This is a genomic window from Xanthomonas fragariae, assembly GCF_017603965.1.
Classification (GTDB): domain Bacteria; phylum Pseudomonadota; class Gammaproteobacteria; order Xanthomonadales; family Xanthomonadaceae; genus Xanthomonas; species Xanthomonas fragariae_A.
The window spans coordinates 2,099,241-2,119,168 of the sequence record NZ_CP071955.1 but is presented as its reverse complement, the minus strand read 5'-3'; the positions used below and the strand labels follow the sequence as shown (position 1 = coordinate 2,119,168).

Below are 19,928 nucleotides of genomic sequence, written 5' to 3'. Positions count from 1 at the left end.
GACGGCTCCGGATTCAGCACAGATGCCCGCGCCAGACGCGGGCATGAAGAGGGTTCAAGCCCATGCGGTAGACCAGATCGGCCGGCGCATCGATGTCCCAGATCGCCAGGTCGCAATCCATGCCGGCACGCAGCCGGCCCAGGCGCTCGCTGCGTCCGAGCGCACGTGCGGCTTCGCGCGTAAAGCCGGCGATGCACTCGTCCACGGTCATACGGAACAACGTGGCGGCCATGTTCATCGCCAGCAGCGGGCTGGTCAGCGGCGAGGTGCCTGGATTGCAGTCGGTGGCCAAGGCCAGCGGCACCCCGGCAGCGCGCAACGCGGCGATCGGCGGCACCTGGGTGCCGCGGGTGAAATAGAATGCGCCCGGCAGCAGCACTGCCACCGTGCCGGCACGAGCCATCGCAGCGATGCCGGCCTGGTCCAGATATTCGACATGGTCGGCCGACAACGCGCCGTAGCGTGCGGCCAGTGCTGCACCGTGCTGATTGCTCAGTTGTTCGGCGTGGATCTTGATGTTCAACCCGTGCGCTTGTGCAGCAACGAAGACTTGTTCGGCTTGCGCGGGCGAGAATGCCAGATGCTCGCAGAACACATCCACCGCCTCGGCAAGACCTTGTGCGGCGATCGCCGGAATCATCTGCGTGCAGACGGTATCGATATAGGTCTGCGCATCGCTGCCCGGTGGCACCGCATGGGCGCCGAGAAAGGTCGGCACCACTTCGACCTTGCGCAGCGCGGCGAGTTGGCGGGCCACGCGCAATTGCTTGATTTCGTCATCCAGCGTCAGCCCGTAGCCGGATTTGATTTCCAGCGTGGTGACGCCTTCGGCAAGCATGGTGTCCAGGCGGGGCAGGCTAGCTGCGAGTAAAGCCGCCTCGTCGGAGGCGCGGGTCGCGCGCACCGTAGACACGATACCGCCGCCGGCCGCTGCAATCTCGGCGTAACTGGCACCGCGCAGACGCTGCTCGAATTCGTTAGCGCGATTGCCGGCGTATACCAGATGGGTGTGGCAATCGATCAGGCCGGGGCTGATCCAGCGGCGTTGGCAATCGTGCGCGGTGTCTGGCTGTAGCGTTGGCGCCTGTCCGGCCGGTCCGGCGTAAACGATGCGACCGTCCTGGCAGGCGATTACGCCAGCGTCCACGCTGCCCAGGCCACCATCGGCGGCGTCCAGGGTCATCAGTTGCGCGTTGTGCCAAAGAACGTCGCAATGCATGGCGCAGGCTCGTGGTGTCTGATATGTATATACAATAAAGTCGGTGATCGAGGGTGTCCAGTGGCGGACCAGCAAACGCACACGCAGGTGATATGGGCAGCCCGGGCGCTGTTGCCGGAGGGCTGGGCCAGCGATGTACGCATCGCGCTGGCGCAAGGGCGTATCGCCGCAGTGCAGCCCGACACGCCAACTGCTGCCACCGATGTGCGCAGCGAGGTACTGCTGCCGGGCTTGTGCAACCTGCACAGCCATGCGTTTCAGCGCGGCATGGCTGGCCTGGCCGAAGTAGGCGGGCGCAGCGGCGACAGTTTCTGGAGTTGGCGCGAGTTGATGTATCGCTTCGTCGACCGGCTCGACCCGGACAGCCTGCAAGCGATCGCCGAGCAGGCCTATGTGGAAATGCTCGAAAGCGGCTTTACCCGCGTCGGCGAATTCCATTATCTGCACCACAGCGCCAGCGGCGCGGCGTATGCGCACGCTGGCGAAATGTCAGAGCGCATCGTTGCCGCCGCTACCAATACCGGCATCGGGCTGACCTTGCTGCCGGTGTTCTACGCACATTCGGATTTCGGTGGCGTTGCACCCAGCTCAGCGCAGCGTCGTTTGATCCACGACATCGACGGTTTCGCACGTTTGCTCGACGACTGCACGCACAGCCTCAAAGCGCTGCCGGACGCGGTGCTCGGGCTCGCTCCACACAGCCTGCGCGCGGTCACGCCTGAGCAATTGGCCGCACTGGTGCCGCTCACCATCGGCCCGATCCACATCCACATCGCCGAACAGCAGCGCGAGGTCGACGCCTGCATCGCATGGTCTGGTCAGCGTCCGGTGCAGTGGCTGCTGGCGAACGCACCAGTGGATGCGCGCTGGTGTCTGGTGCACGCCACGCATGTGGATGCACGCGAGCTGCAGGCGATTGTCGATAGCGATGCGGTGGTCGGGCTGTGCCCGATCACCGAGGCGAATCTGGGCGACGGGCTGTTTCCGATGCAGGCGTTTGCTGTTGCGGGTGGGCGATTCGGCGTGGGCTCGGATTCGAATGTGCTGATCGATGCGGCCGAAGAACTGCGCTTGCTCGAATACGGCCAGCGTTTGAAGCAGCAGGCCCGTAATCTGCTGGCGCAAGGTGACGTTTCCAGTGGGCGTTGGCTGTTCGACCAGGCGGGTAATGGTGCAGCACAGGCGCTGGGCATTGCGCAATGTGGAATCGGCGCAGGCGCAGCGGCCGATCTGATCGAATTAGACCTCATCCATCCGGCATTGCTGGCACGCAGCGACGACGCACTGCTTGATAGCTGGTTGTTCGCCGCACGCGGCAGCGCCGTGCGCAATGTCTGGCGCGGTGGGAAGCGGGTGGTACGCGATGGGCAACATGTCGATCGCGCGCGTATTGCCGCGCGTTTTGCCGGCGTACTGCAATCGTTGCTGAGCAAATAAGAGCGGCTAACAAAACGTAGCGAGCAGTCGTCAGGTGGGTGCGGACGGCGCGCAGGAACCGGAGTGTAAGCGTGGTACATGCCAATTCCCAGCACCGGCCGCGCCCGCCTGGCGGCGAAGTCGTTTTGTTAGCCGCTCTACGCAGATGCCCGCACAATACGGTGCTTGGAGTGGCTAATAACACCTGGCCAGCAGTCGTCAGACATGGGGCAGTGCGCTCATAACTGCGGTGTGCCAATGGCACACAGCGCATCGAGCACCGGTCGCCACCCCTGGCGGCGACGCACCATTTTTTTGGATAGCCGCTCTTTCCGGAGACCTGAGCTTTGACCACCACCACCGCGCCCGGCACCTTGCATCAACGCATCCGCCAGGATCTGGAACAACGCATCTACAGCGGCGACTGGCCGCCGGGTCACCGCGTGCCGCCCGAGCACGAGTTGATGACCCAGTACGGGTGCTCGCGCATGACCGTGAACAAGGTGCTCGGCTTGCTGGCCGATGCCGGCATGATCGAGCGCCGCCGTCGCACCGGTTCGTTCGTGGCGCGGCCGCATCTGGAACAGGTCGCGCTGTCGATCCCGGATATCGAAGTGGAAACGACCACGCGTGGTCAGGTCTACCAGTTTTCGTTGATGTCGCGGCAACTGCGCAATCTGCGGCAGCGAGTGCCGCAGGAACGTGCGTTGGGCAGTACCGGCAAAGTGCTTGCGCTGGAAAGCGTCCACTTGGCCGGTGGCCGCCCGTTAGCGCTGGAGCAGCGCGTGATCGACATCACCACCGTGCCCGAAGCGTTAGCGCAATCGTTCACCGACATAGCGCCGGGCAGTTGGTTGTTGCGCAACGTGCCCTGGACGCGCGCCGAGCACCGCATCAGCGCGGTCAACGCCAACGCTGCGCAAGCAGAGAGGTTGCAAGTGGATGATGGTGCAGCCTGCCTGGTCATCGATCGCCATACCTGGCGCGGTGGCCAACCGGTCACCTATGTGCGTCAGTTGTTTTTGGGTGGCTCGTACGATCTGATCGCGCGGTTCGCGCCCAGGATGCGTTGAGGTCTGGCGTAACGTATCCAAGTCGCGCGCAATCCGATCGCCCATAAGCATCATCAACCCGATCAAATCGTGGTGCACTGATGTCAACGCACCGGCTCGGCGACACCTGGGCGCGGGTCGAGCTGCACGCGCACCGTGCGTAGTACGGGTAGCGTTCCAGTTTGCGGCAGATCAGCGGCTATGCGTCGCTGTCTTCGTTGCCAGCGCTGTACCGGCAATCACGCTGTGGCGAATCGCGCAGCGGCGCGCCATGCCGACCACGCCGGTCTCGACGTCGTCAGGCAGATAGGGTTTTTGAGCAGCGGCCACAGATGCGCGCCTTCCAGTACTTGGACGGATTGCTTGTCCGCAACGGCGATGCCTTCGCGCTCGATGTGGCCAACGGTAACCATTACGCCACCGTTGGCAACGGCCAGCCGTGCCATCGCCCCCAATTCGTTCACCGCTGCCACGCCGTCCTTCGGCAACTGGGTCGATTGGAATGACGCAGCTGTATCGATCGCCGCCTTATTCGCCGTCAAAAGCGCCGGTGTTGGTTGGCGTCGAACCGGTTCCGGACGTTGTCGACGAGCTCTGGCTGGCCGAATCGCTGCTGCTGGCCGCCTGCGCTGCTTGATGCGCAGTGCGGTTGGCACGCTTGGTGGCGGCAGTATTGGCGCGCATCTGGGCCTTCAAGGATTCAACTTCGCGACGCAGGTTCTCCAACTCTTCCTGTTCCGGGATGTTGAGCGTGCGCAGCACTCCCTTGACGCGGTCGTCAAACGCCTTGCCCAGCTTGTCCCAGCCACGAACCGCCGTGTCGCGTGCCTGCTCGAAGTGGGTTTCCACTTCCTCGCGCAGCTCCTCGACGCTTTCGGCCGCCTTGCGCTGGCCGGTGCGCTCGTAGGCGGCGCCTTCGCGCACCAGCGAGTCGAACAATTTGCCGCCTTCATTCTGGACGCGACCCAGCGCGCCGAGTCCTGCCAGCCACACGGTTTGCGCCGATTCGCCAAGCCGGCGCGAGATCTGTTCCGCTTGCGCCTGAAAGCCCTGGGCCGCGTTGCCGCGGTTGCCGTTCCGATCGTATCCGGTCGTCATTCGATGCTCCTGTAGGTTGCCAAAGTGACGTTGCGTTTACCCTAGTGCCGACCCTGCATCGGGCAGGTGAAACGCTGCCTGATAAGGCGTGCTGCAAGCATCCGCCCATCAAGTCCAAGGTGGGTGACTTGGCGCTGAAGCGTCGCATTCGCAGATCCAGCGACTCAGGTGAGTTTTTCGGACAGCAGACGGCGGATTTCCGATTCCACCATCGGCTGAACCGCCGACAAGAGAAAACCGAGCTCGGCCGTGACGTGAACCTGCTGCGGCAGCAGCGTGATCGCCCCATCCACGCCAGCACGCGAAATACGCAATGTGTCGCCTTCCCAGTGCGAGGCGATGCCGTAGCGATCGGTCAGCTTGCGCGCCGCCTCGTCGATTGCCGCACGGGTCTGGGCCGGCTTCAAGGAATGGTCGTGGCGGATATCGATGCTGGACATGGGTGAGATGAGTCATGCGAAAGGAGCGGCGCATTGTGCGCATGCGCGAGCCAGGCTCCAAGTGCAGCGGCGCGCTGCGGCACCGACAACACAAGGAAAAATGTCTGTGCTGCATCCGGCTCGCAAGCACGCGCGTTGGATCGGTACGGACTCACACTCCAGTTCCGGCGCGCCATGCGCATCCACTGACGGCAGCTGGTCACATCGTTGATGGGCGCTCTCGATAGCAAACCTGCTAGGCTACGACCGGTGCGCGATCTGCAAGTTCATTTCACCCACCGGCAGCAGCCGGATCATTTCCTCAAACCCGGTGTCCACCGGATCGTACGTCATGCCACCGGCAGCGTACTGGTGGTGGACGATGCGCAGGGCGCGCTGCTGTTGGCGCAGTTCTGCCTGGATCGGCGCGGCCTGTGGCTGCAAGTTGCCAACGGCATCCGCGGCATCCACGTCAATGGACGTCCGGTGCGCCGCATGGCGCTGCTGCGTCCGGGCGATGCGATCTACGCCGACGGGGTGGAAATGCTGCTGCGTAGCGCGCCGTCGAGCGCGCCGGTCGACGATATCCAGGACGAGACTGCCAGGTTGAGCGAAGTCTGCTTGTTGCTGCGCGGCCTGGGCGGTCGCCAGCACGGGCGCAGTTTCACCTTGGATCGCTCGCGGCTGGTCGGCAGCGACGCCGCATCGGACATCGTGATCGACGACCCGGCGTTTGCTGCCCAGCACGCGCGCCTGGAACGCCATGGCGACCGTGTGCTGATCCGCGATCTCGGCTCCGAAGAAGGCTGCTGGATCAATGGCGTACAAGTACGCGACGGCTGGCTGCAGGCCGGCGACCAGGTCGTGTTCGATGCCCGCCACCGGTTCGTTGTGGAGGTGCCGCGCACCCATCACGGCACCACTTGGGATCTGCCCGACACCGAGCCGCTGCCGCCACAACGTGCCATCGCCGAGCCGACGCGTGCGCCGATGAAGGTCGCGCGCTGGCCGTGGTTGCTGCTCAGCGCGGCGTTGCTGGCGGCGGCGCTGAGCGCTTTGCTGTGGTTCGGCGCGCGCTGAGTTTTTTCCAGGCCCGCCACCCGAGCAGCACGGCCAGGATGCCGGCATACACCGCCGGCTCGCGGATATCGGATTTCACCAGCCACCAGAAGTGCAGCACCGCCAACAGCCCGATCGGATAGATCAGCATGTGCAGGCGGCCCCAGTTACGCTTGAGCCGGCGCATCCAGCCCTGGGTCGATGTGATTGCCAAGGGGATCAGCAGCAGCCACGCCGCCAAGCCGACCGTGATGTAAGGGCGCTTGAGGATCTCTTCGAAGATCTGCGTCCAGAAGCCGCGCATATCCAGCGTGAGATACGCGGCCAAGTGTGCGGTTGCGTAGAAGAACGCGTACAAGCCCAGCATACGGCGCAAGCGGATCAGTACTGCCTGGCCGGTGAGCTGCCGTAGCGGGGTGATCGCCAGCGTGATCAGCAGGAACCGCAGCGCCCACAGCCCGGTGCGATGCTCGATCTCGGCCACCGGGTCGGCGCCCAGCGCATCGCTGCCGGCCTGCCACACCTGCCACACCTGCCAGCCGAGCAATGCAATCGGCGCTAACCCGGCGGCATGCACCAGCGTCTTGGCGGCGATCAGGGGGGCGGAAGGCTTGGCCATGCGATCTCGAAAGAATAAGGAAAACAGACTGCGCGGGAATGCGCGTCAGCTCACTTGCCGGCGTGCGAGCGCTTGTCCCAGCCGAACCGACGTCTCTGCAGTCAGTCCGCCATCGAGCGTGGCGACACCCGGAGGCAGCAGCACGATCACGGTCGAGCCGTAGTTGAAGCGTGCCATCTCCGCAAACCGCTCCAGCACGATGCCCTTGCCGCGGTAATCCTTGCGCGTAATGCGATCGCCATAACGCGGAATCTCCACGCCGCTCCACACCGTTTCCACGCCTGACACCAACAGCGCGCCCACCATTACCGAGGCCATCGGGCCGAAGTCGGTGTCGAAGTGGCACACCAGGCGCTCGTTGCGCGCGAACAGGCGCGGCACGTTGCGCACCGCATCCGGTCCCACGCTGAACAAGCGGCCGGGCACATGCACGGTCTCGCGCAAGGTGCCGGTCCACGGCATATGCACGCGGTGATAGTCCTTGGGCGAAAGGTAAACGGTGGCGAACAGGCCGTGGTCGAACGGTAGCGCCGCCTCCGCATCGCCAAGCAATTCCGCAGCGGTGAACGACTGCCCCTTGGCCTGGAAAATACAGCCGTTGTCGATCTGGCCGAGCTGACTGATACGGCCGTCGGCCGGCATCAACAGTGCCGCAGGATCGGGGTCGGCAAGGCGCGCGCCCGGCTTCAGGGCGCGGGTGAAGAACGCATTGAAGGTAGGGTACGCACGCGGGTCCGGTTCCAGCGCTTCGCTCAGGTCCACGCCGAATTTGCGCGTCACCGTGTCGATCAACCATTGCTTGGTGGACGGGGTGTCGGAATAGGCAAGCGCGCGCGCCAGCGAGGACAGTAGCCGGTGCGGCAGCACGTAGGTCAGGGAAGTGACGAGACTCACGGAGCAGTTACCTTGGTCAGCTTTTGGAGGTCGGCGGCGATCGCCTTCGGGTCGAGCGGGGGACGCATCAAGCCGGCCAAACGGCCTTGCGGATCGAGCACGGCGATGCCGGCCGAGTGATCCATGCTGTAGTCGTTGGGATTCTGCGCAAACCCTTTGCCCGGCACCTTCTGAAACACGAAGCCCAGCGCGGTGGCAAAGTGCTCCAGCGCGGGCACATCGGCGGTGGCCGCCAACGTGTCTTTATGGAAGGCGTGCGCATATTCGCCCAGGCGCGCAGGCGGGTCGCGCTGCGGGTCCACCGAGACAAACAGCACGCGCGGGCGTAATCCATCGGGAATGCTTTCCCACTGCTGCTGCGCCACGGCAAGATCGGTCAGCGTCGTCGGGCAGACATCCGGGCAGAACGTGAAGCCAAGAAACACCAGCGTCCAATGCCCTTTCAGCTCACCAGGCACTAACTGGGTGCCGTCGGACTGGCGCAAGCTGAACTGCGGCAACGGACGTAGTTGCGGATAAAACCTGATCGTCTGGGTGGGTGGCCAAGGCGAACTGGGCGCACCGCCAAGGAACTTCTGGCACAGCAACAGCCCCAGGCCGGCGGCCAGCGCCACCAGCAGCACGATGCCGGCATTGCGATTGAACATGGCGGTTTCCGGTGCAACGGACGCTCATGATACCGATCCGACCTCTATAATCGGCGGCCGATTCATCTTTAGTTGTTGCCATGACTGCCGCTGCGGCCGACCAACTGCACACCATCATCGACCTGATCCGCTACGGCACCAGCCGTTTCAATGCAGCCGGTCTGACTTTCGGCCACAGCTACGACAATGCGCTGGACGAGGCCACCCAACTGGTCCTGCACAGCCTGCATCTGCCGCATGATCTGGGCCCGGCCTACGGCCAGGCGCGCCTGCTGCGTTCGGAAAAAGAGCAGGTGCTGAGCTTGTTCGAGCGCCGTATCGTCCAGCGTGTGCCGGCTGCGTATCTCACCGGAGAAGCCTGGTTTGCGGGCTTGAGCTTCAAGAGCGATGCACGCGCGTTGGTGCCGCGTTCGCCGATCGCCGAGCTGATCGAGGCCGGCTTCGAACCCTGGCTTGGCGGCCGCGAAGTGACTTGCGCGCTGGACCTGTGCACCGGCTCCGGCTGCATCGCCATTGCGATGGGCCACTACAACCCGCATTGGCACGTGGACGGCGTGGACATCAGCGACGATGCGCTGGCACTAGCCGCCGAAAACAAGGCGCGCCTGCACGCCGACAACGTCACCCTGCTCAAGTCGGACCTGTTCGCAGGTCTGGCCGGCCGCCAGTACGACCTGGTCGTGACCAACCCGCCATACGTCACCAACGACCAAACCGATGCGCTGCCGCAGGAGTATTCCTACGAGCCGGAGCTGGGCTTGCGTGCAGGCGACGATGGTCTGGACCTGGTGCTGAAGATCCTGCGCGATGCGCCGCAGCACCTCAGCGAAGACGGTTTGTTGATCTGCGAAGTGGGCGAGTCCGAGCAGCACCTGATCAAGCTGCTGCCGGAAGTGGATTTGGCCTGGGTGGAGTTCAAGGTCGGGCAGATGGGCATTTTTGCGGTCGAATGCCGCGAGTTGATCGCGCATAGCGTACGCATCACCGAGTTGGCCAGTGCGCGCTGAGCCGCACGCAACGCGGCCGCAGCTGAGCGATATCGTGCTGTTGGTGTCGGTCTTGATGTTCGGTGTGTGCATTGCGCTGGGTTTGATGGATGTGGCGTCGCGTTTGTTCGACCTGGTGTACGCCGGCCCGTCTTCACAGCGCTGGTTGAGCGCAGCGGCGGAGCTTGGGTTCGGCTTGATGGCGTTTTTCGGCCTGGTGTGGGCCTGGATCGTGGTCGCCAGCTCTGAGGCGACCTGGCGTGCGCACCGGCGTCGCACGCTGATCGTGGCACCGATGCTGGTGGCGTCACGTCATCTACCGCGCAGCGTGCGCGCGCTGCCGTCTGCCACGATGTTGAGAGGATGATGTTGAGAGGATATCGATATGGGCAGTAACAGTTTCGGCCGCTTGCTAACGGTCACCACGTTCGGCGAATCGCATGGGCCGGCGATCGGCTGCGTTGTCGACGGCTGCCCTCCGGGGATGGAAATTACGCCGGAAGAATTCACCCACGATTTACAGCGCCGCGCCAGCGGCAAGAGCCGGCACACCTCCGCGCGCCGCGAGGCCGACGCCATCGAGATTCTGTCCGGCGTCTACGAGGGCCGCACCACCGGCACGCCGATCGGGCTGCTGATCCGCAACACCGATCAGCGCAGCAAGGACTACAGTAACATCGCCCAGCAGTTCCGTCCCGGACATGCGGACTACACCTACTGGCAGAAGTACGGCATCCGCGACCCGCGTGGCGGCGGTCGCTCGTCGGCGCGCGAGACCACCATGCGTGTGGCCGCTGGCGTGATTGCCAAGAAGTGGCTCAAGCAGCGGTATGGCGTGCTGGTGCGCGGTTTCCTGTCGCAGCTGGGCGACATCCGCCCGACCGGTTTCGACTGGAATGCGGTCGAGGACAATCCGTTTTTCTGGCCGCATGCCGCGCAGGTGTCCGAGCTGGAAACCTATATGGATGCGCTGCGCAAATCCGGCGATTCGGTCGGTGCGCGCGTGGACGTGGTGGCCGGTGGCGTGCCGGCGGGCTGGGGCGAACCGATCTACGGCAAGCTCGATGCCGAACTCGCCGCCGCGTTGATGAGCATCAATGCAGTCAAGGGCGTGGAGATCGGCGACGGCTTCGCCAGTGCCGCGCAGAAGGGCACCGAACACCGCGACCTGATCACACCGGAAGGCTTTCTCAGCAATCATGCCGGAGGCATTCTGGGCGGCATTTCCACCGGTCAGGCGATCACCGCTTCGATGGTGCTCAAGCCGACCTCGAGCCTGCGCCTGCCCGGCGCGACGGTGGATGCCGACGGCGCCGTGGTGGATGTCATCACCACCGGTCGTCACGACCCCTGCGTGGGCATCCGCGCCACCCCGATCGCCGAGGCGATGATGGCGCTGGTGTTGATGGATCAGGCGCTGCGTCATCGTGCGCAATGCGGCGATGTCGGCGAGGTGTCGCCACGTATTCCCGGTCAGCTCGATGTCTGAGTCGCGGCGCGCCAAGGTGTGGGTCAGCCAGCCGCTGTTCGACGATGTCGTCGCGCAGTTGGGCGAACATTTCGAGCTGACCACCACCGAACGCGCCACCGCGTATTCGCCGGCCGAGCTGGCTGCGCAGCTGGCATCGCTGGATGGTGCGTTGATTACTCTCAACGAGCGTATTGGTGCTGCAGAAATCGCGTCTGCACCGCAGTTGCGCGCCATCGCCAACGTCGGCGTTGGCTACAACAATCTGGATCTCGACGCGCTGGGCGCGGCCGGCATCCTGGCCAGCAATACGCCGGATGTGCTGACCGAAACCACCGCCGATCTCGGCTTTGCATTGCTGATGGCCACTGCGCGCCGCATCACCGAATCCGAGCGCTGGTTGCGCGATGGGCAGTGGGGGCAGTGGTCGTTCAAGACCATGCTCGGTGCCGATATCCACGGCAGCACGCTCGGCATCCTGGGCATGGGCCGGATCGGGCAGGGCATCGCACGCCGCGGCGCGCACGGCTTCGGCATGCGCGTGCTGTATCACAACCGCAGTCAGTTGCCGGCCCACACCGAACAGGCGCTCGGCGCCCAGTACGTGGATGTCGACACACTGCTGGCGCAGTCCGATCATCTGGTGCTGGTATTGCCCTACACCAAGCAGTCGCACCACATCATCGATGCCGCAGCGCTGGGCAAGATGCGCGCCACCGCCACACTGGTGAACATCGCGCGCGGCGGCCTTGTCGATGAACTCGCGCTGGCCGATGCGCTGGCCGACGGGCGCCTGGCCGGTGCCGGCCTGGATGTCTACGAAGGCGAGCCTGCGGTACGTCCCGAACTGCTGGCCTTGCATAACGTGGTGCTGACGCCGCACATCGGCAGTGCCAGCCTGGCCACGCGCCGCGCGATGGTGCAGCTGGCAGTGGATAATCTGATCGCCGCGCTGGGCGCAGGCCCCGATGCCGGCCATCCGCCGAGCGCGCTCAATGCCGATGCGGTTGCCGCTGCCAAACAGCGCGGCGCGAGTTTGGGCCCGAGCGAGAATGACGCGATCAAAGCTAGCGCGATCAAAACCGGCGCCACCAAAACCATTTCGACCAAACGATAGGGAACCTCCGCGGCCAGCTTTGGAGGTTCCCCGAACCCAGTCTGCAGCGCGTTCCCCTTTTCACTACTTTCGATAAAGACATCCTCATGAGCAACGAAAACCGTCGTTTCAACGTCGCGGTCGTGGGCGCCACCGGCGCTGTCGGCCAGACCATGCTGAGCATCCTGGCCGAGCGCAACTTCCCGGTCGCCACCCTCTACGCGCTGGCCTCGTCGCGTTCGGCCGGCGGGCAGGTGGAGTTCAATGGCGGCAAGGTCGATGTGCTGGATCTGGCCGACTTCGATCCCACCGGCGTGGACATCGCACTGTTCTCCGCAGGCGGCAGCGTGTCCAAGGAATACGGCCCCAAGTTCGCCGCTGCCGGTGCGGTGGTGATCGATAATTCCTCGGCATTCCGTTACGACGACGACGTGCCGCTGGTGGTGTCGGAAGTCAATCCCGAAGCGCTCAGGCAGCGCCCGCGCGGCATCGTCGCCAACCCCAATTGCTCGACCATGCAGATGCTGGTCGCACTCGGCCCGATCCATCGCAAGTATGGTATCGAGCGCATCAATGTGGCGACCTACCAGTCGGTGTCTGGCGGTGGGCGTTCGGCGATGGAAGAGTTGGGCAAGCAGACCAGCGAATTGCTGAGCTTCCAGCAGATCGATCCGCAGCGTTTCCCGGTACAGATCGCCTTCAACCTGATCCCGCATATCGACGATTTCCAGGACAACGGCTATACCAAGGAAGAGATGAAGCTGGTCTGGGAGACCCGCAAGATTCTGGGAGATGAGTCGATCCAGGTGAATCCCACGGCAGTGCGCGTGCCGGTGTTCTACGGGCACTCCGAAGCGGTGGCGATCGAGACCCGCGACAAGATCACCGTCGAAGAAGCGCGCGCGTTGCTGGCAGTCTCGCCAGGCGTGGAAGTGGTAGACGAGCGCAAGCCCGGCGGCTACCCGACCCCGGTCACGCACGCCTCCGGCAAGGACGCGGTGTTCGTCGGTCGCATTCGCGAAGACTTGTCGCATCCGCGCGGTCTGAATCTGTGGATCGTCTCGGACAACATCCGCAAGGGCGCGGCGCTCAATGCGGTGCAGCTGGCCGAGCTGGTCGCACAGGAAGGTTGAGCAGCTGGAACCCGGCAGATACCTCTGCCTATCAGCAGGCAAACGCTCCTTGCGGGTCGGCGGTATCCCGGTGCGGAGTAGAGGCGGGTTGGAATGTAGAAGCCGTGGATATAGCGCGCGCTAGCACGCGACGCAGTGTCGGCGTGCCACAGGCCGCTTCCCGAGCGGGGTTGAAAGTCAGCGGCACGGCGTGTGCGCCGCACGTTTGCCTTGGCGCCAGCCACGTCGGCGCCACGCATCACCCGCTCCGCACCGCTGACCACCAATTCGATGCCGCCGGCTTGTTCCTGCGAGGCGGCGGAAATGTGGCCAATGATGTCGGTGACGTGCTGGACGCTGGTGACGACCTCGCCCATGGTGGTGCCGGCCTTGCGTACCAGCGTGGCGCCATCGGCGACGCGTTGCACGGAGTCGTCGATCAGCCGTTTGATTTGTTTTGCCGCGTCAGAGGAGCGGTGCGAGAGGGTACGCACTTCCGATGCGACAACGGCGAACCCGCGGCCTTGTTCGCCGGCGCGTGCAGCTTCGACTGCGGCGTTGAGGGCGAGGATGTTGGTCTGGAACGCGATGCCGTCGATGACCGAGATGATGTCGGCGATGCGCTTGGACGAAGCTGCGATGCCGGACATCTGTTCGATGACCTGGCCGACCACCTCGCGTCCTTCCGAGGCGATCGCGGCGGCGCCGAGCGCGAGCTGATTGGCGCGGCCCTCGTGTTCGGCATTCTGCTTGACCGTTGAGGTCAGCTCTTCCATCGAGGCGGCGGTTTCTTCCGGATTAGCGGCTTGTCGATCGCTGCGGCGCGCCAGCTCCTGATTGGCGCTAGCGATGTCTTCGGCGGCAAAACTAATGCTGTTGGAGGTGGTCTGAATGCGCGTGACGATGTCGGTAAGGCGGTGCACGGTGCTGTCGGCATCGTCGCGCATCGAGGCGAACACGCCATGGAAGTTGCCGGACATGCGCACGGTCAGATCGCCCTCGGCGATGGAGCGTAGCAGGCCGGAGAACTTGGCCAGATTAGTGTCTGAAATGGCCATCATGGTATTGAGGTTTTCGACCATCAGGCGGAAGTCGTGCTCGAACTTTTCCGGTTGGCCACGTAGCGCGAAGTTGCCGGCGCACGCAGCCTGGGTAAGTTGCTGGATCTGTGCGTTGATGGCGTACAGGTTCTGTCTGACTTGCTGCATAGTGGCGGTGATAGCGGTTTTTTCACCGGGATACTGTTCAATCTCAGGTGCGAAGTTGCCGATGGCGTAGTTGCCCATGACCTCGGTCATGCGCAACTGGGTCTGCACGTGCGCGTGCACCAAGGCGTTGGTGTCTTGCACCATGTCACCATATTCACCGGGAAAGCGCTGCGCGTCGGTGCTATAGCTGATCTCACCGGCGTCGTGGCGGGCGGCCATGGCGCGCTGTGCGGAGATCACATCCTGCAGGCGACGCTGCATCTGCTGCATGGCACGCAGCAGTTGACCAGATTCGTCGTCGCAGGTCGGAGTGTCCTGACTACGCAGATCGCCTTCGTTGATACGCTCTGCCAACCGTAGCGACAGGCGCAACGGCAGCACCACGCTGCGTGTCAGCAAAAACGCGATCGCCGCACCCAGCAACAAGGCGATGATGGTGGAGATCACCATCAATATCGCAAAGCCGCGCGCGGTAGCCACGGCTTCTTTGGCGGCCTCGCGGTTCTTGGCTTCCTGTAGATCGATGAAGGCATCGATACTGGCCAGCCAAGCGATGAAGGCTGGGCGCGCGTCGCGCAGCAAGCGTTGTTCTGCCTGCGGTTTATCGGCGGCATTGCGGAACCTGCGCACCTGAACAATCAACGGCATGGTGCGCTGCTCGACGGCCTTGATCTGCTCGAGGATGGCCTTTTCTTTCGCATCCGAAGAGGCAGCGATCATGTCATCGAGCGGCTGCGCAGAGCGCGCATAGTCTGCTGCGAGCTTGTCGATCGATTGCTCGTGCCGGATCGTCCATCAGTACGACGTCACGCAAGGCGATCGCGCGGTCGTGGACACTGCCACGGAAGTTGATCGCATAGCGTTGTTTGACGCTGTTGACCTCGTTGATGGCGGTGAGCTGTTGGTCGATGCTGCGGACGCGTTGGATGCCGACCACGGTGAGGATCACCATCAGCACGATGATCGCGAGGAAGCCCAGAGCCAGGCGCTGACCAATGCGCAGATTCGAAAACAAATGCATAAGGGTTCGATCGGTGATCCGACTAACAGAGGCGTGGATGGTCCCGGCAACAGCAGGAAGACGAAAATGCTCGGGATACCCCTGGAATCAGCCCAACCGCCGCTGCTTCGATGGTGTCTCGATGCAGTCGTTAGCGACCCCAATCATTTGAGCTGAAACCCCAGCGCCTGCCGGATTCAGGTGCGGGTGGGCCTCAACCCGTCTCTGGCGGTCGACCTGGAGCGGCGTGTCGTGCAGTTGCTGGAGTGGCAGCCGCAGTGCGTGCAAACGTCGCTTTGGATGTGTGTGGGTTGCCTCCGGTTACAGCGTGGTTTGCACGATGCCCGGCAAGTCGCGCAATGAAAAGGGCTTGGTCGGCAAGCGCATGCCGGTGTCTAGAAAATCAGCACGCTTGGCGATGGAGCCTGCGTCGCCGGTCATGAACACGCTGGGCAGGGCAGAGTAAAGCCGTCGCGCGTTGTCGGCCAAGGTCGCGGCGATTCAGTCGTGCGCACCGGTCTTTCACATGCGCGTGATAAGTTGGGGGTTATGGGAAATTTGAAGCCGACGAGCGCAAAGCGCATTACCACGGGCAGCGAAGGGCTGGATAGAATTCTCCGCGGGGGTCTCCCGCCCAATCGACTGTATTTGCTTGAAGGCCAGCCTGGTTCGGGCAAGACAACGGTGGCGCTGAAGTTCTTGCTTGACGGTGCGGCCAAGGGGGAGAGCTGCCTGTACGTGACCTTGTCGGAAACCATCGACGAGCTCAACGAGGTTGCTGCCTCGCATAACTGGGCGCTGGACGGCCTGCATATTTTCGAGCTGGCCTCGGCCGAGGCGTTCCTGAGCGACGGACGTCAGCAGTCCATCCTGCATCCGTGGGAAGTGGAGCTCGATGGCACCATCAAGCTCATCCAGTCCGAAGTCGATCGTGTCAAGCCGACGCGCGTGGTATTCGATTCGCTTTCCGAACTGCTTCTGCTGGCGCAGGATCCATTGCGTTACCGCCGCCAGATGTTGGCGCTCAAGCAGTTCTTCGCGCCGCGCAATATCACCGTGTTCTTGGTGGACGATCTGACTGGCGAAAACGGCGAGCGCGATGCGCATCTGCACAGCCTCTGTCACGGCGTGATCTCGCTGGAGCGCATGACGCTGGAATTCGGTGCGGCACGTCGGCGCATGCAGGTGCAGAAACTACGCGGCGTGGATTTTATCGCCGGCTATCACGATCTGACCATCACCACCGGCGGCATGCGGATCTATCCGCGCCTGATCGCGTCCGACCACCACGTGCGGTTTATCGCCGACAAGGTGTCCAGCGGCGTGGAAGGCATCGATGCGCTGTTGTACGGCGGCCCATTGCGCGGCACCAGCACGCTGCTGACCGGGCCGTCCGGTTCGGGCAAGACCAATATCGCGCTGCAGTACGTCACTGCGGCCTGCGAGCGTGGCGAGCACTGCTGCATCCTGGAATTCGACGAGCGAACTGGAACGTTGCTGACGCGCGCCGAAAGCCTGGGCATGGATCTGCGCAAGCACCTGGATTCGGGCTTGCTGGAACTGCATCAGATGGACCCGGCCGAGCTGACCCCAGGCGAGTTCGCCTGGGCAGTGCGTGCCAGCGTGGAAGAGCGCAACTGCCGTATGCTGGTAATCGACAGTCTCAACGGCTACCTGTCGTCGATGCCGCAGGAAAAGCAGCTGATGCTGCAGATGCACGAGTTGCTGTCTTATCTCAATCAGATTGGCGTCACCACGTTCTTGATCAGCCCGCAGCACGGTCTGGTCGGCACCATGTCGACCGGCAACCTCAACATCTCCTATCTGGCCGACACCGTCATCCTGTTCCGCTTCTTCGAAGCGAAGGGACGCATTCGCAAGGCCTTGTCGGTGATCAAGAACCGCAGCGGTGCGCATGAGGATTCGATCCGAGAGTTGCGTATCGGCGACAGTGGTATCCACCTGAGCGAGCCGCTGGAAAAATTCCACGGTGTGCTGACCGGTACTCCACAGTTCATTGGAGACGATGCGCCGTTGCTGGATCGTCGACTTGACCAGCTGTGATCCGGACGGCTCGATCGTCCATATCATCGCGCCATTCGGCCGCGATGCGGAAACCATTGCCGACATTGTCGGCCAGCGTGGACTGACGCGCAGGGTCTATGCCGCGCTTGCTGCATTGGCGGACGATCTGCTCGAAACCTCGGGTGTGGTGGTGTTGACCGAAGAAGTGGTCGGCGGCGATCTGCACCAGCTCTCGCATATCTTGCAGGGCCAGGCCGCGTGGTCGGATATTCCGTTCGTGTTGTTGCGTGCGCCGCTCGGCACGCGTAGCGGGCGGCAAGCCAGCCTGCCGGCCGAGATGACCAACGTCATCGAGCTGGAGCGGCCGCTGAGTTCGGCCTCGTTGCTGAGTGCGATCTCCACCGCATTGCGCTCGCGGCAGAAGCAGTTCGTGATTCGCGACCAGATGGCGCAGCTCGCCGAAAGCCAGGCCGCACTGGCACTGAGCGAGGCCGAGCTGCGTCGCGTTACCGATGCGTTGCCGGTGCTGATCGTCTTCATCGACAAGAATCTGGTGTATCGCTTTGCCAATCGTTCGTACGAGGATTGGATCGGCATCCCGCCTTCGGATGTGATCGGGCGGTCATTATTGGAGGTGGTCGGCCCGGACGTGGTTGCCGAGCGCCGTGCCTGGGTCGACGCCGCACTGGCGGGGCAGGCATTGACCGTGGAAGCGAGCTGGCCGCACGCCGACGGGCGTCGCCGCGATGCGGAGATTCGCTACATGCCGCGCTTCGATGCGGATGGCAAGGTCGATGGCTTTCATGTGTTTGCGACCGATGTGACGGCACGCGCGTTGGCGATGGAATCGATCCAGCAGCAGGCCAACCTGCTCGAGGTCAAGGTTGCCGAGCGTACTGCCGAGTTGCAGCAGCAGATGCTGGCGCGCGAATCCAGCGAGGCTGCACTGCGCCAGGCGCAGAAGATGGAAGCGGTGGGCCAGCTGACTGGCGGTATCGCACACGATTTCAACAATATGTTGACCGGAATTTTGTCGGCGTTGGATCTGGCGCGGCTGCGCATCGATCAGGGCCGCACCGAGGGGCTGGGGCGCTTCCTGGATGTGGCCTCGGCATCGGCCTTGCGCGCAGCTGCATTGACCCAGCGCCTGCTCGCGTTTTCGCGCCGGCAATCGCTGGAAGCGCGGCATCTGCATTTGAACGATCTGGTGGGGTCGCTGCAGGAATTGCTGGCGCGCACCTTAGGCGAGTCGGTGCGTCTGGAAACCGATCTGCAGGCAGATCTGCCGCAGGCCTACGTCGATGAAAATCAGCTGGAAAGCGCATTGCTCAATCTGGCCATCAACGCGCGCGATGCAATGCCCGATGGTGGGCAGTTGCGCATCGCAACGCGGCATCTGCAAGTAGAAGATCAGCCACTCGAACTCGGTCGCGGCGTTACCCTGCCGCCGGGTAATTACGCAGTGGTGTCGGTGACCGACACCGGTACCGGCATGCCGGTTGATGTGCTCGAACGCGTGTTCGAGCCGTTTTACACGACCAAACCCATCGGGCAGGGCACCGGCCTGGGCATGTCGATGATCTACGGCTTCATGCAGCAGTCCAATGGACAGGTGTGGGTAGAGTCGCAGATCGGCGTGGGCACCACGGTCAGCCTGTACCTGCCGGCCGGCGTGAGCCCGCACAGTGCGTTGCCTCAGCCGCAAGCCGGTGCGGTGGTGGCCGGGCAGGGCCAGGGCCAGCAGGTGCTGGTGGTGGAAGACGACGAACAAGTGCGGCTGTTGGTGACCGAGCTGCTCAACGAGCTGGGCTACCAGACTGACGTGGTCGCCGATGCCGTCGCGGCACTGCCGATTCTGGCCTCGCCGCGACGGATCGATTTGCTGGTCACCGATGTCGGGCTGCCTGGGCTCAATGGACGCCAGTTGGCAGAGATCGCGAGGGAATCACGTCGCGATCTACCGGTGATCTTCATGACTGGCTACGCTGAGACTGCGCGCGCCCGCGGTGAATTTCTTGCCGAAGGCATGAGCATGATCATCAAGCCATTCACGCTGGGCGAGTTCAGCGGAAAGCTGCATGAGATGTTGGGGCCTTCGTCGTAGGTCAGACCCGCGTGCAGATGGAATAGCAGCACACTTGCGCGATTGATAAACGCCTCGCGAGGCGTGCGGCATCGCTCTGTCGCGTTCACTCTACGGGGCTTTTTATGTCTAGCGCTGGCTCTGACTAACGACCGCACGTGCTCGGCTATGCTGCCGGCTACACCCTGCGCCGGTTGCTGCGTTGGATCAGGTTTCTGCATGCTGGGATGCAGACGATGGGATGGCAAGCCTCAAGCGCCTCGCAGCTGTCACCGATAGTAGGGAAGGCTTTGAAGAGGATTTTTCACCAGGACTAAGAGCGGTTAACAAAACGACTGCGCTCACCGTCAGGCGGGCGCGGCCGGTGCTCGGAATCGGCATGTACCACGCGTACACTCCGGTTCCTCCGTGCCGTCCGCACCCACCTGACGATTGCTCGCTACGTTTTGTTAGCCGCTCTAAATAAAATCTACATTTCAAAGCACGGCGCCGCGCCGATTTTGGATAAACGTCCCATCGGGGGGGGT

The 19,928-nt window shown here is 63.3% G+C and carries 16 protein-coding genes, 2 other RNA genes and 3 pseudogenes; 11 read left to right on the top strand and 10 right to left on the bottom strand.

The genetic code is table 11. The annotated features are described in order from the left end of the window. Positions 1 to 13: 13 nt before the first annotated feature. Positions 14 to 1,219 (bottom strand): imidazolonepropionase, encoded by a 1,206-nt coding sequence (gene hutI, locus J5I97_RS09950; RefSeq protein ID WP_208586277.1) that lies wholly within the window; start codon positions 1,217 to 1,219, stop codon positions 14 to 16. A gap of 60 nt (positions 1,220 to 1,279) precedes the next feature. On the opposite strand from hutI, the gene J5I97_RS09945 reads away from it, so the two are divergent. Further along, positions 1,280 to 2,656 (top strand): formimidoylglutamate deiminase, encoded by a 1,377-nt coding sequence (locus J5I97_RS09945; protein ID WP_208586276.1) that lies wholly within the window; start codon positions 1,280 to 1,282, stop codon positions 2,654 to 2,656. A 4-nt stretch (positions 2,657 to 2,660) separates the two neighbouring features. Here the strand turns inward: J5I97_RS09945 and J5I97_RS09940 are convergent. Next, a non-coding RNA gene (locus J5I97_RS09940) (sX9 sRNA) lies at positions 2,661 to 2,736 on the bottom strand. Positions 2,737 to 2,982: 246 nt separating this feature from the next. On the opposite strand from J5I97_RS09940, the gene hutC reads away from it, so the two are divergent. After that, on the top strand, positions 2,983 to 3,708 hold the full coding sequence (hutC, locus tag J5I97_RS09935) for a histidine utilization repressor (RefSeq protein ID WP_208586275.1): 726 nt from the start codon (positions 2,983 to 2,985) through the stop codon (positions 3,706 to 3,708). Between the two features lie 195 nt (positions 3,709 to 3,903). On the opposite strand, the pseudogene J5I97_RS09930 reads toward hutC, so the two are convergent. From J5I97_RS09930 to J5I97_RS09920, 3 genes and pseudogenes are all read right to left on the bottom strand, one after another. Continuing rightward, positions 3,904 to 4,163: pseudogene (locus tag J5I97_RS09930) on the bottom strand (restriction endonuclease); the annotation flags it as partial. Between the two features lie 52 nt (positions 4,164 to 4,215). Next, entirely contained in the window at positions 4,216 to 4,785 is a 570-nt protein-coding gene (locus J5I97_RS09925) for a phasin family protein (RefSeq protein ID WP_208586274.1), read from the bottom strand. 164 nt (positions 4,786 to 4,949) lie between these two features. After that, complete coding sequence (locus J5I97_RS09920; protein ID WP_208586273.1) at positions 4,950 to 5,225, bottom strand: polyhydroxyalkanoic acid system family protein; 276 nt, start codon at positions 5,223 to 5,225, stop codon at positions 4,950 to 4,952. Between the two features lie 249 nt (positions 5,226 to 5,474). Here J5I97_RS09920 and J5I97_RS09915 point away from each other — a divergent pair, with 249 nt between their 5' ends. Beyond that, entirely contained in the window at positions 5,475 to 6,284 is an 810-nt protein-coding gene (locus J5I97_RS09915; RefSeq protein ID WP_208586271.1) for an FHA domain-containing protein, read from the top strand. Here J5I97_RS09915 and msrQ read toward each other — a convergent pair. From msrQ to J5I97_RS09900, 3 genes are read right to left on the bottom strand one after another with little or no spacing between them, the layout of a single operon-like run. Next, positions 6,226 to 6,882, bottom strand: a complete 657-nt coding sequence (gene msrQ / locus J5I97_RS09910; RefSeq protein ID WP_208586268.1) for a protein-methionine-sulfoxide reductase heme-binding subunit MsrQ — start codon at positions 6,880 to 6,882, stop codon at positions 6,226 to 6,228. The two genes, J5I97_RS09915 and msrQ, sit on opposite strands and share 59 nt — an antisense overlap. Before the next feature lie 45 nt (positions 6,883 to 6,927). Next, positions 6,928 to 7,776, bottom strand: a complete 849-nt coding sequence (gene asd, locus J5I97_RS09905; RefSeq protein WP_208586266.1) for an archaetidylserine decarboxylase — start codon at positions 7,774 to 7,776, stop codon at positions 6,928 to 6,930. After that, positions 7,773 to 8,423, bottom strand: a complete 651-nt coding sequence (locus tag J5I97_RS09900; protein WP_208586264.1) for an SCO family protein — start codon at positions 8,421 to 8,423, stop codon at positions 7,773 to 7,775. Before J5I97_RS09900 ends, asd begins: the two co-directional genes overlap by 4 nt. 80 nt (positions 8,424 to 8,503) lie before the next feature. Here J5I97_RS09900 and prmB point away from each other — a divergent pair, with 80 nt between their 5' ends. The 5 genes from prmB (at position 8,504) to J5I97_RS09875 (ending at position 13,106) form a co-directional block, all read left to right on the top strand. Continuing rightward, positions 8,504 to 9,430 carry a 50S ribosomal protein L3 N(5)-glutamine methyltransferase gene (gene prmB, locus J5I97_RS09895; RefSeq protein ID WP_208586262.1) on the top strand — a complete coding sequence of 309 codons (927 nt, stop codon included), beginning with the start codon at positions 8,504 to 8,506 and terminating at the stop codon, positions 9,428 to 9,430. Beyond that, positions 9,420 to 9,776 carry a hypothetical protein gene (locus J5I97_RS09890; RefSeq protein ID WP_208586260.1) on the top strand — a complete coding sequence of 119 codons (357 nt, stop codon included), beginning with the start codon at positions 9,420 to 9,422 and terminating at the stop codon, positions 9,774 to 9,776. The genes prmB and J5I97_RS09890 overlap by 11 nt, the downstream gene beginning before the upstream one ends. Before the next feature lie 18 nt (positions 9,777 to 9,794). Next, positions 9,795 to 10,898, top strand: coding sequence for a chorismate synthase (gene aroC, locus J5I97_RS09885; protein ID WP_208586258.1), 1,104 nt, complete (start codon positions 9,795 to 9,797; stop codon positions 10,896 to 10,898). Beyond that, on the top strand, positions 10,891 to 11,994 hold the full coding sequence (locus J5I97_RS09880) for a 2-hydroxyacid dehydrogenase (protein WP_208586256.1): 1,104 nt from the start codon (positions 10,891 to 10,893) through the stop codon (positions 11,992 to 11,994). Before aroC ends, J5I97_RS09880 begins: the two co-directional genes overlap by 8 nt. Before the next feature lie 86 nt (positions 11,995 to 12,080). Further along, positions 12,081 to 13,106 carry an aspartate-semialdehyde dehydrogenase gene (locus J5I97_RS09875; protein WP_208586253.1) on the top strand — a complete coding sequence of 342 codons (1,026 nt, stop codon included), beginning with the start codon at positions 12,081 to 12,083 and terminating at the stop codon, positions 13,104 to 13,106. A 260-nt stretch (positions 13,107 to 13,366) separates the two neighbouring features. Here the strand turns inward: J5I97_RS09875 and J5I97_RS09870 are convergent. Both J5I97_RS09870 and J5I97_RS09865 read right to left on the bottom strand, forming a co-directional pair. Further along, positions 13,367 to 15,314, bottom strand: a pseudogene (locus J5I97_RS09870) (methyl-accepting chemotaxis protein); the annotation flags it as partial. A gap of 300 nt (positions 15,315 to 15,614) precedes the next feature. Then, positions 15,615 to 15,782: pseudogene (locus J5I97_RS09865) on the bottom strand (response regulator); the annotation flags it as partial. Positions 15,783 to 15,842: 60 nt separating this feature from the next. On the opposite strand from J5I97_RS09865, the gene J5I97_RS09860 reads away from it, so the two are divergent. The 3 genes from J5I97_RS09860 to J5I97_RS09850 all read left to right on the top strand — a co-directional run bounded on the left by J5I97_RS09860 (position 15,843) and on the right by J5I97_RS09850 (position 19,856). Further along, positions 15,843 to 17,357: an ATPase domain-containing protein gene (locus J5I97_RS09860; RefSeq protein ID WP_208586252.1), complete on the top strand. Its 1,515-nt coding sequence runs from the start codon at positions 15,843 to 15,845 to the stop codon at positions 17,355 to 17,357. Continuing rightward, positions 17,344 to 19,422, top strand: a complete 2,079-nt coding sequence (locus J5I97_RS09855; protein ID WP_208586250.1) for a PAS domain-containing sensor histidine kinase — start codon at positions 17,344 to 17,346, stop codon at positions 19,420 to 19,422. The genes J5I97_RS09860 and J5I97_RS09855 overlap by 14 nt, the downstream gene beginning before the upstream one ends. A 358-nt stretch (positions 19,423 to 19,780) precedes the next feature. Continuing rightward, positions 19,781 to 19,856, top strand: a non-coding RNA gene (locus J5I97_RS09850) — sX9 sRNA. The last annotated feature ends 72 nt before the right edge of the window (positions 19,857 to 19,928 follow it).

Bases quoted from the DNA above. Each gene is read 5' to 3' on its own strand.
- J5I97_RS09920 (WP_208586273.1), bottom strand. From the start codon at position 5,225: ATGTCCAGCATCGATATCCGCCACGACCATTCCTTGAAGCCGGCCCAG.
- prmB (WP_208586262.1), top strand. From the start codon at position 8,504: ATGACTGCCGCTGCGGCCGACCAACTGCACACCATCATCGACCTGATC.
- J5I97_RS09900 (WP_208586264.1), bottom strand. From the start codon at position 8,423: ATGTTCAATCGCAATGCCGGCATCGTGCTGCTGGTGGCGCTGGCCGCC.
- J5I97_RS09860 (WP_208586252.1), top strand. From the start codon at position 15,843: ATGGGAAATTTGAAGCCGACGAGCGCAAAGCGCATTACCACGGGCAGC.
- J5I97_RS09875 (WP_208586253.1), top strand. From the start codon at position 12,081: ATGAGCAACGAAAACCGTCGTTTCAACGTCGCGGTCGTGGGCGCCACC.
- msrQ (WP_208586268.1), bottom strand. From the start codon at position 6,882: ATGGCCAAGCCTTCCGCCCCCCTGATCGCCGCCAAGACGCTGGTGCAT.
- hutI (WP_208586277.1), bottom strand. From the start codon at position 1,219: ATGCATTGCGACGTTCTTTGGCACAACGCGCAACTGATGACCCTGGAC.
- J5I97_RS09880 (WP_208586256.1), top strand. From the start codon at position 10,891: ATGTCTGAGTCGCGGCGCGCCAAGGTGTGGGTCAGCCAGCCGCTGTTC.
- J5I97_RS09925 (WP_208586274.1), bottom strand. From the start codon at position 4,785: ATGACGACCGGATACGATCGGAACGGCAACCGCGGCAACGCGGCCCAG.
- aroC (WP_208586258.1), top strand. From the start codon at position 9,795: ATGGGCAGTAACAGTTTCGGCCGCTTGCTAACGGTCACCACGTTCGGC.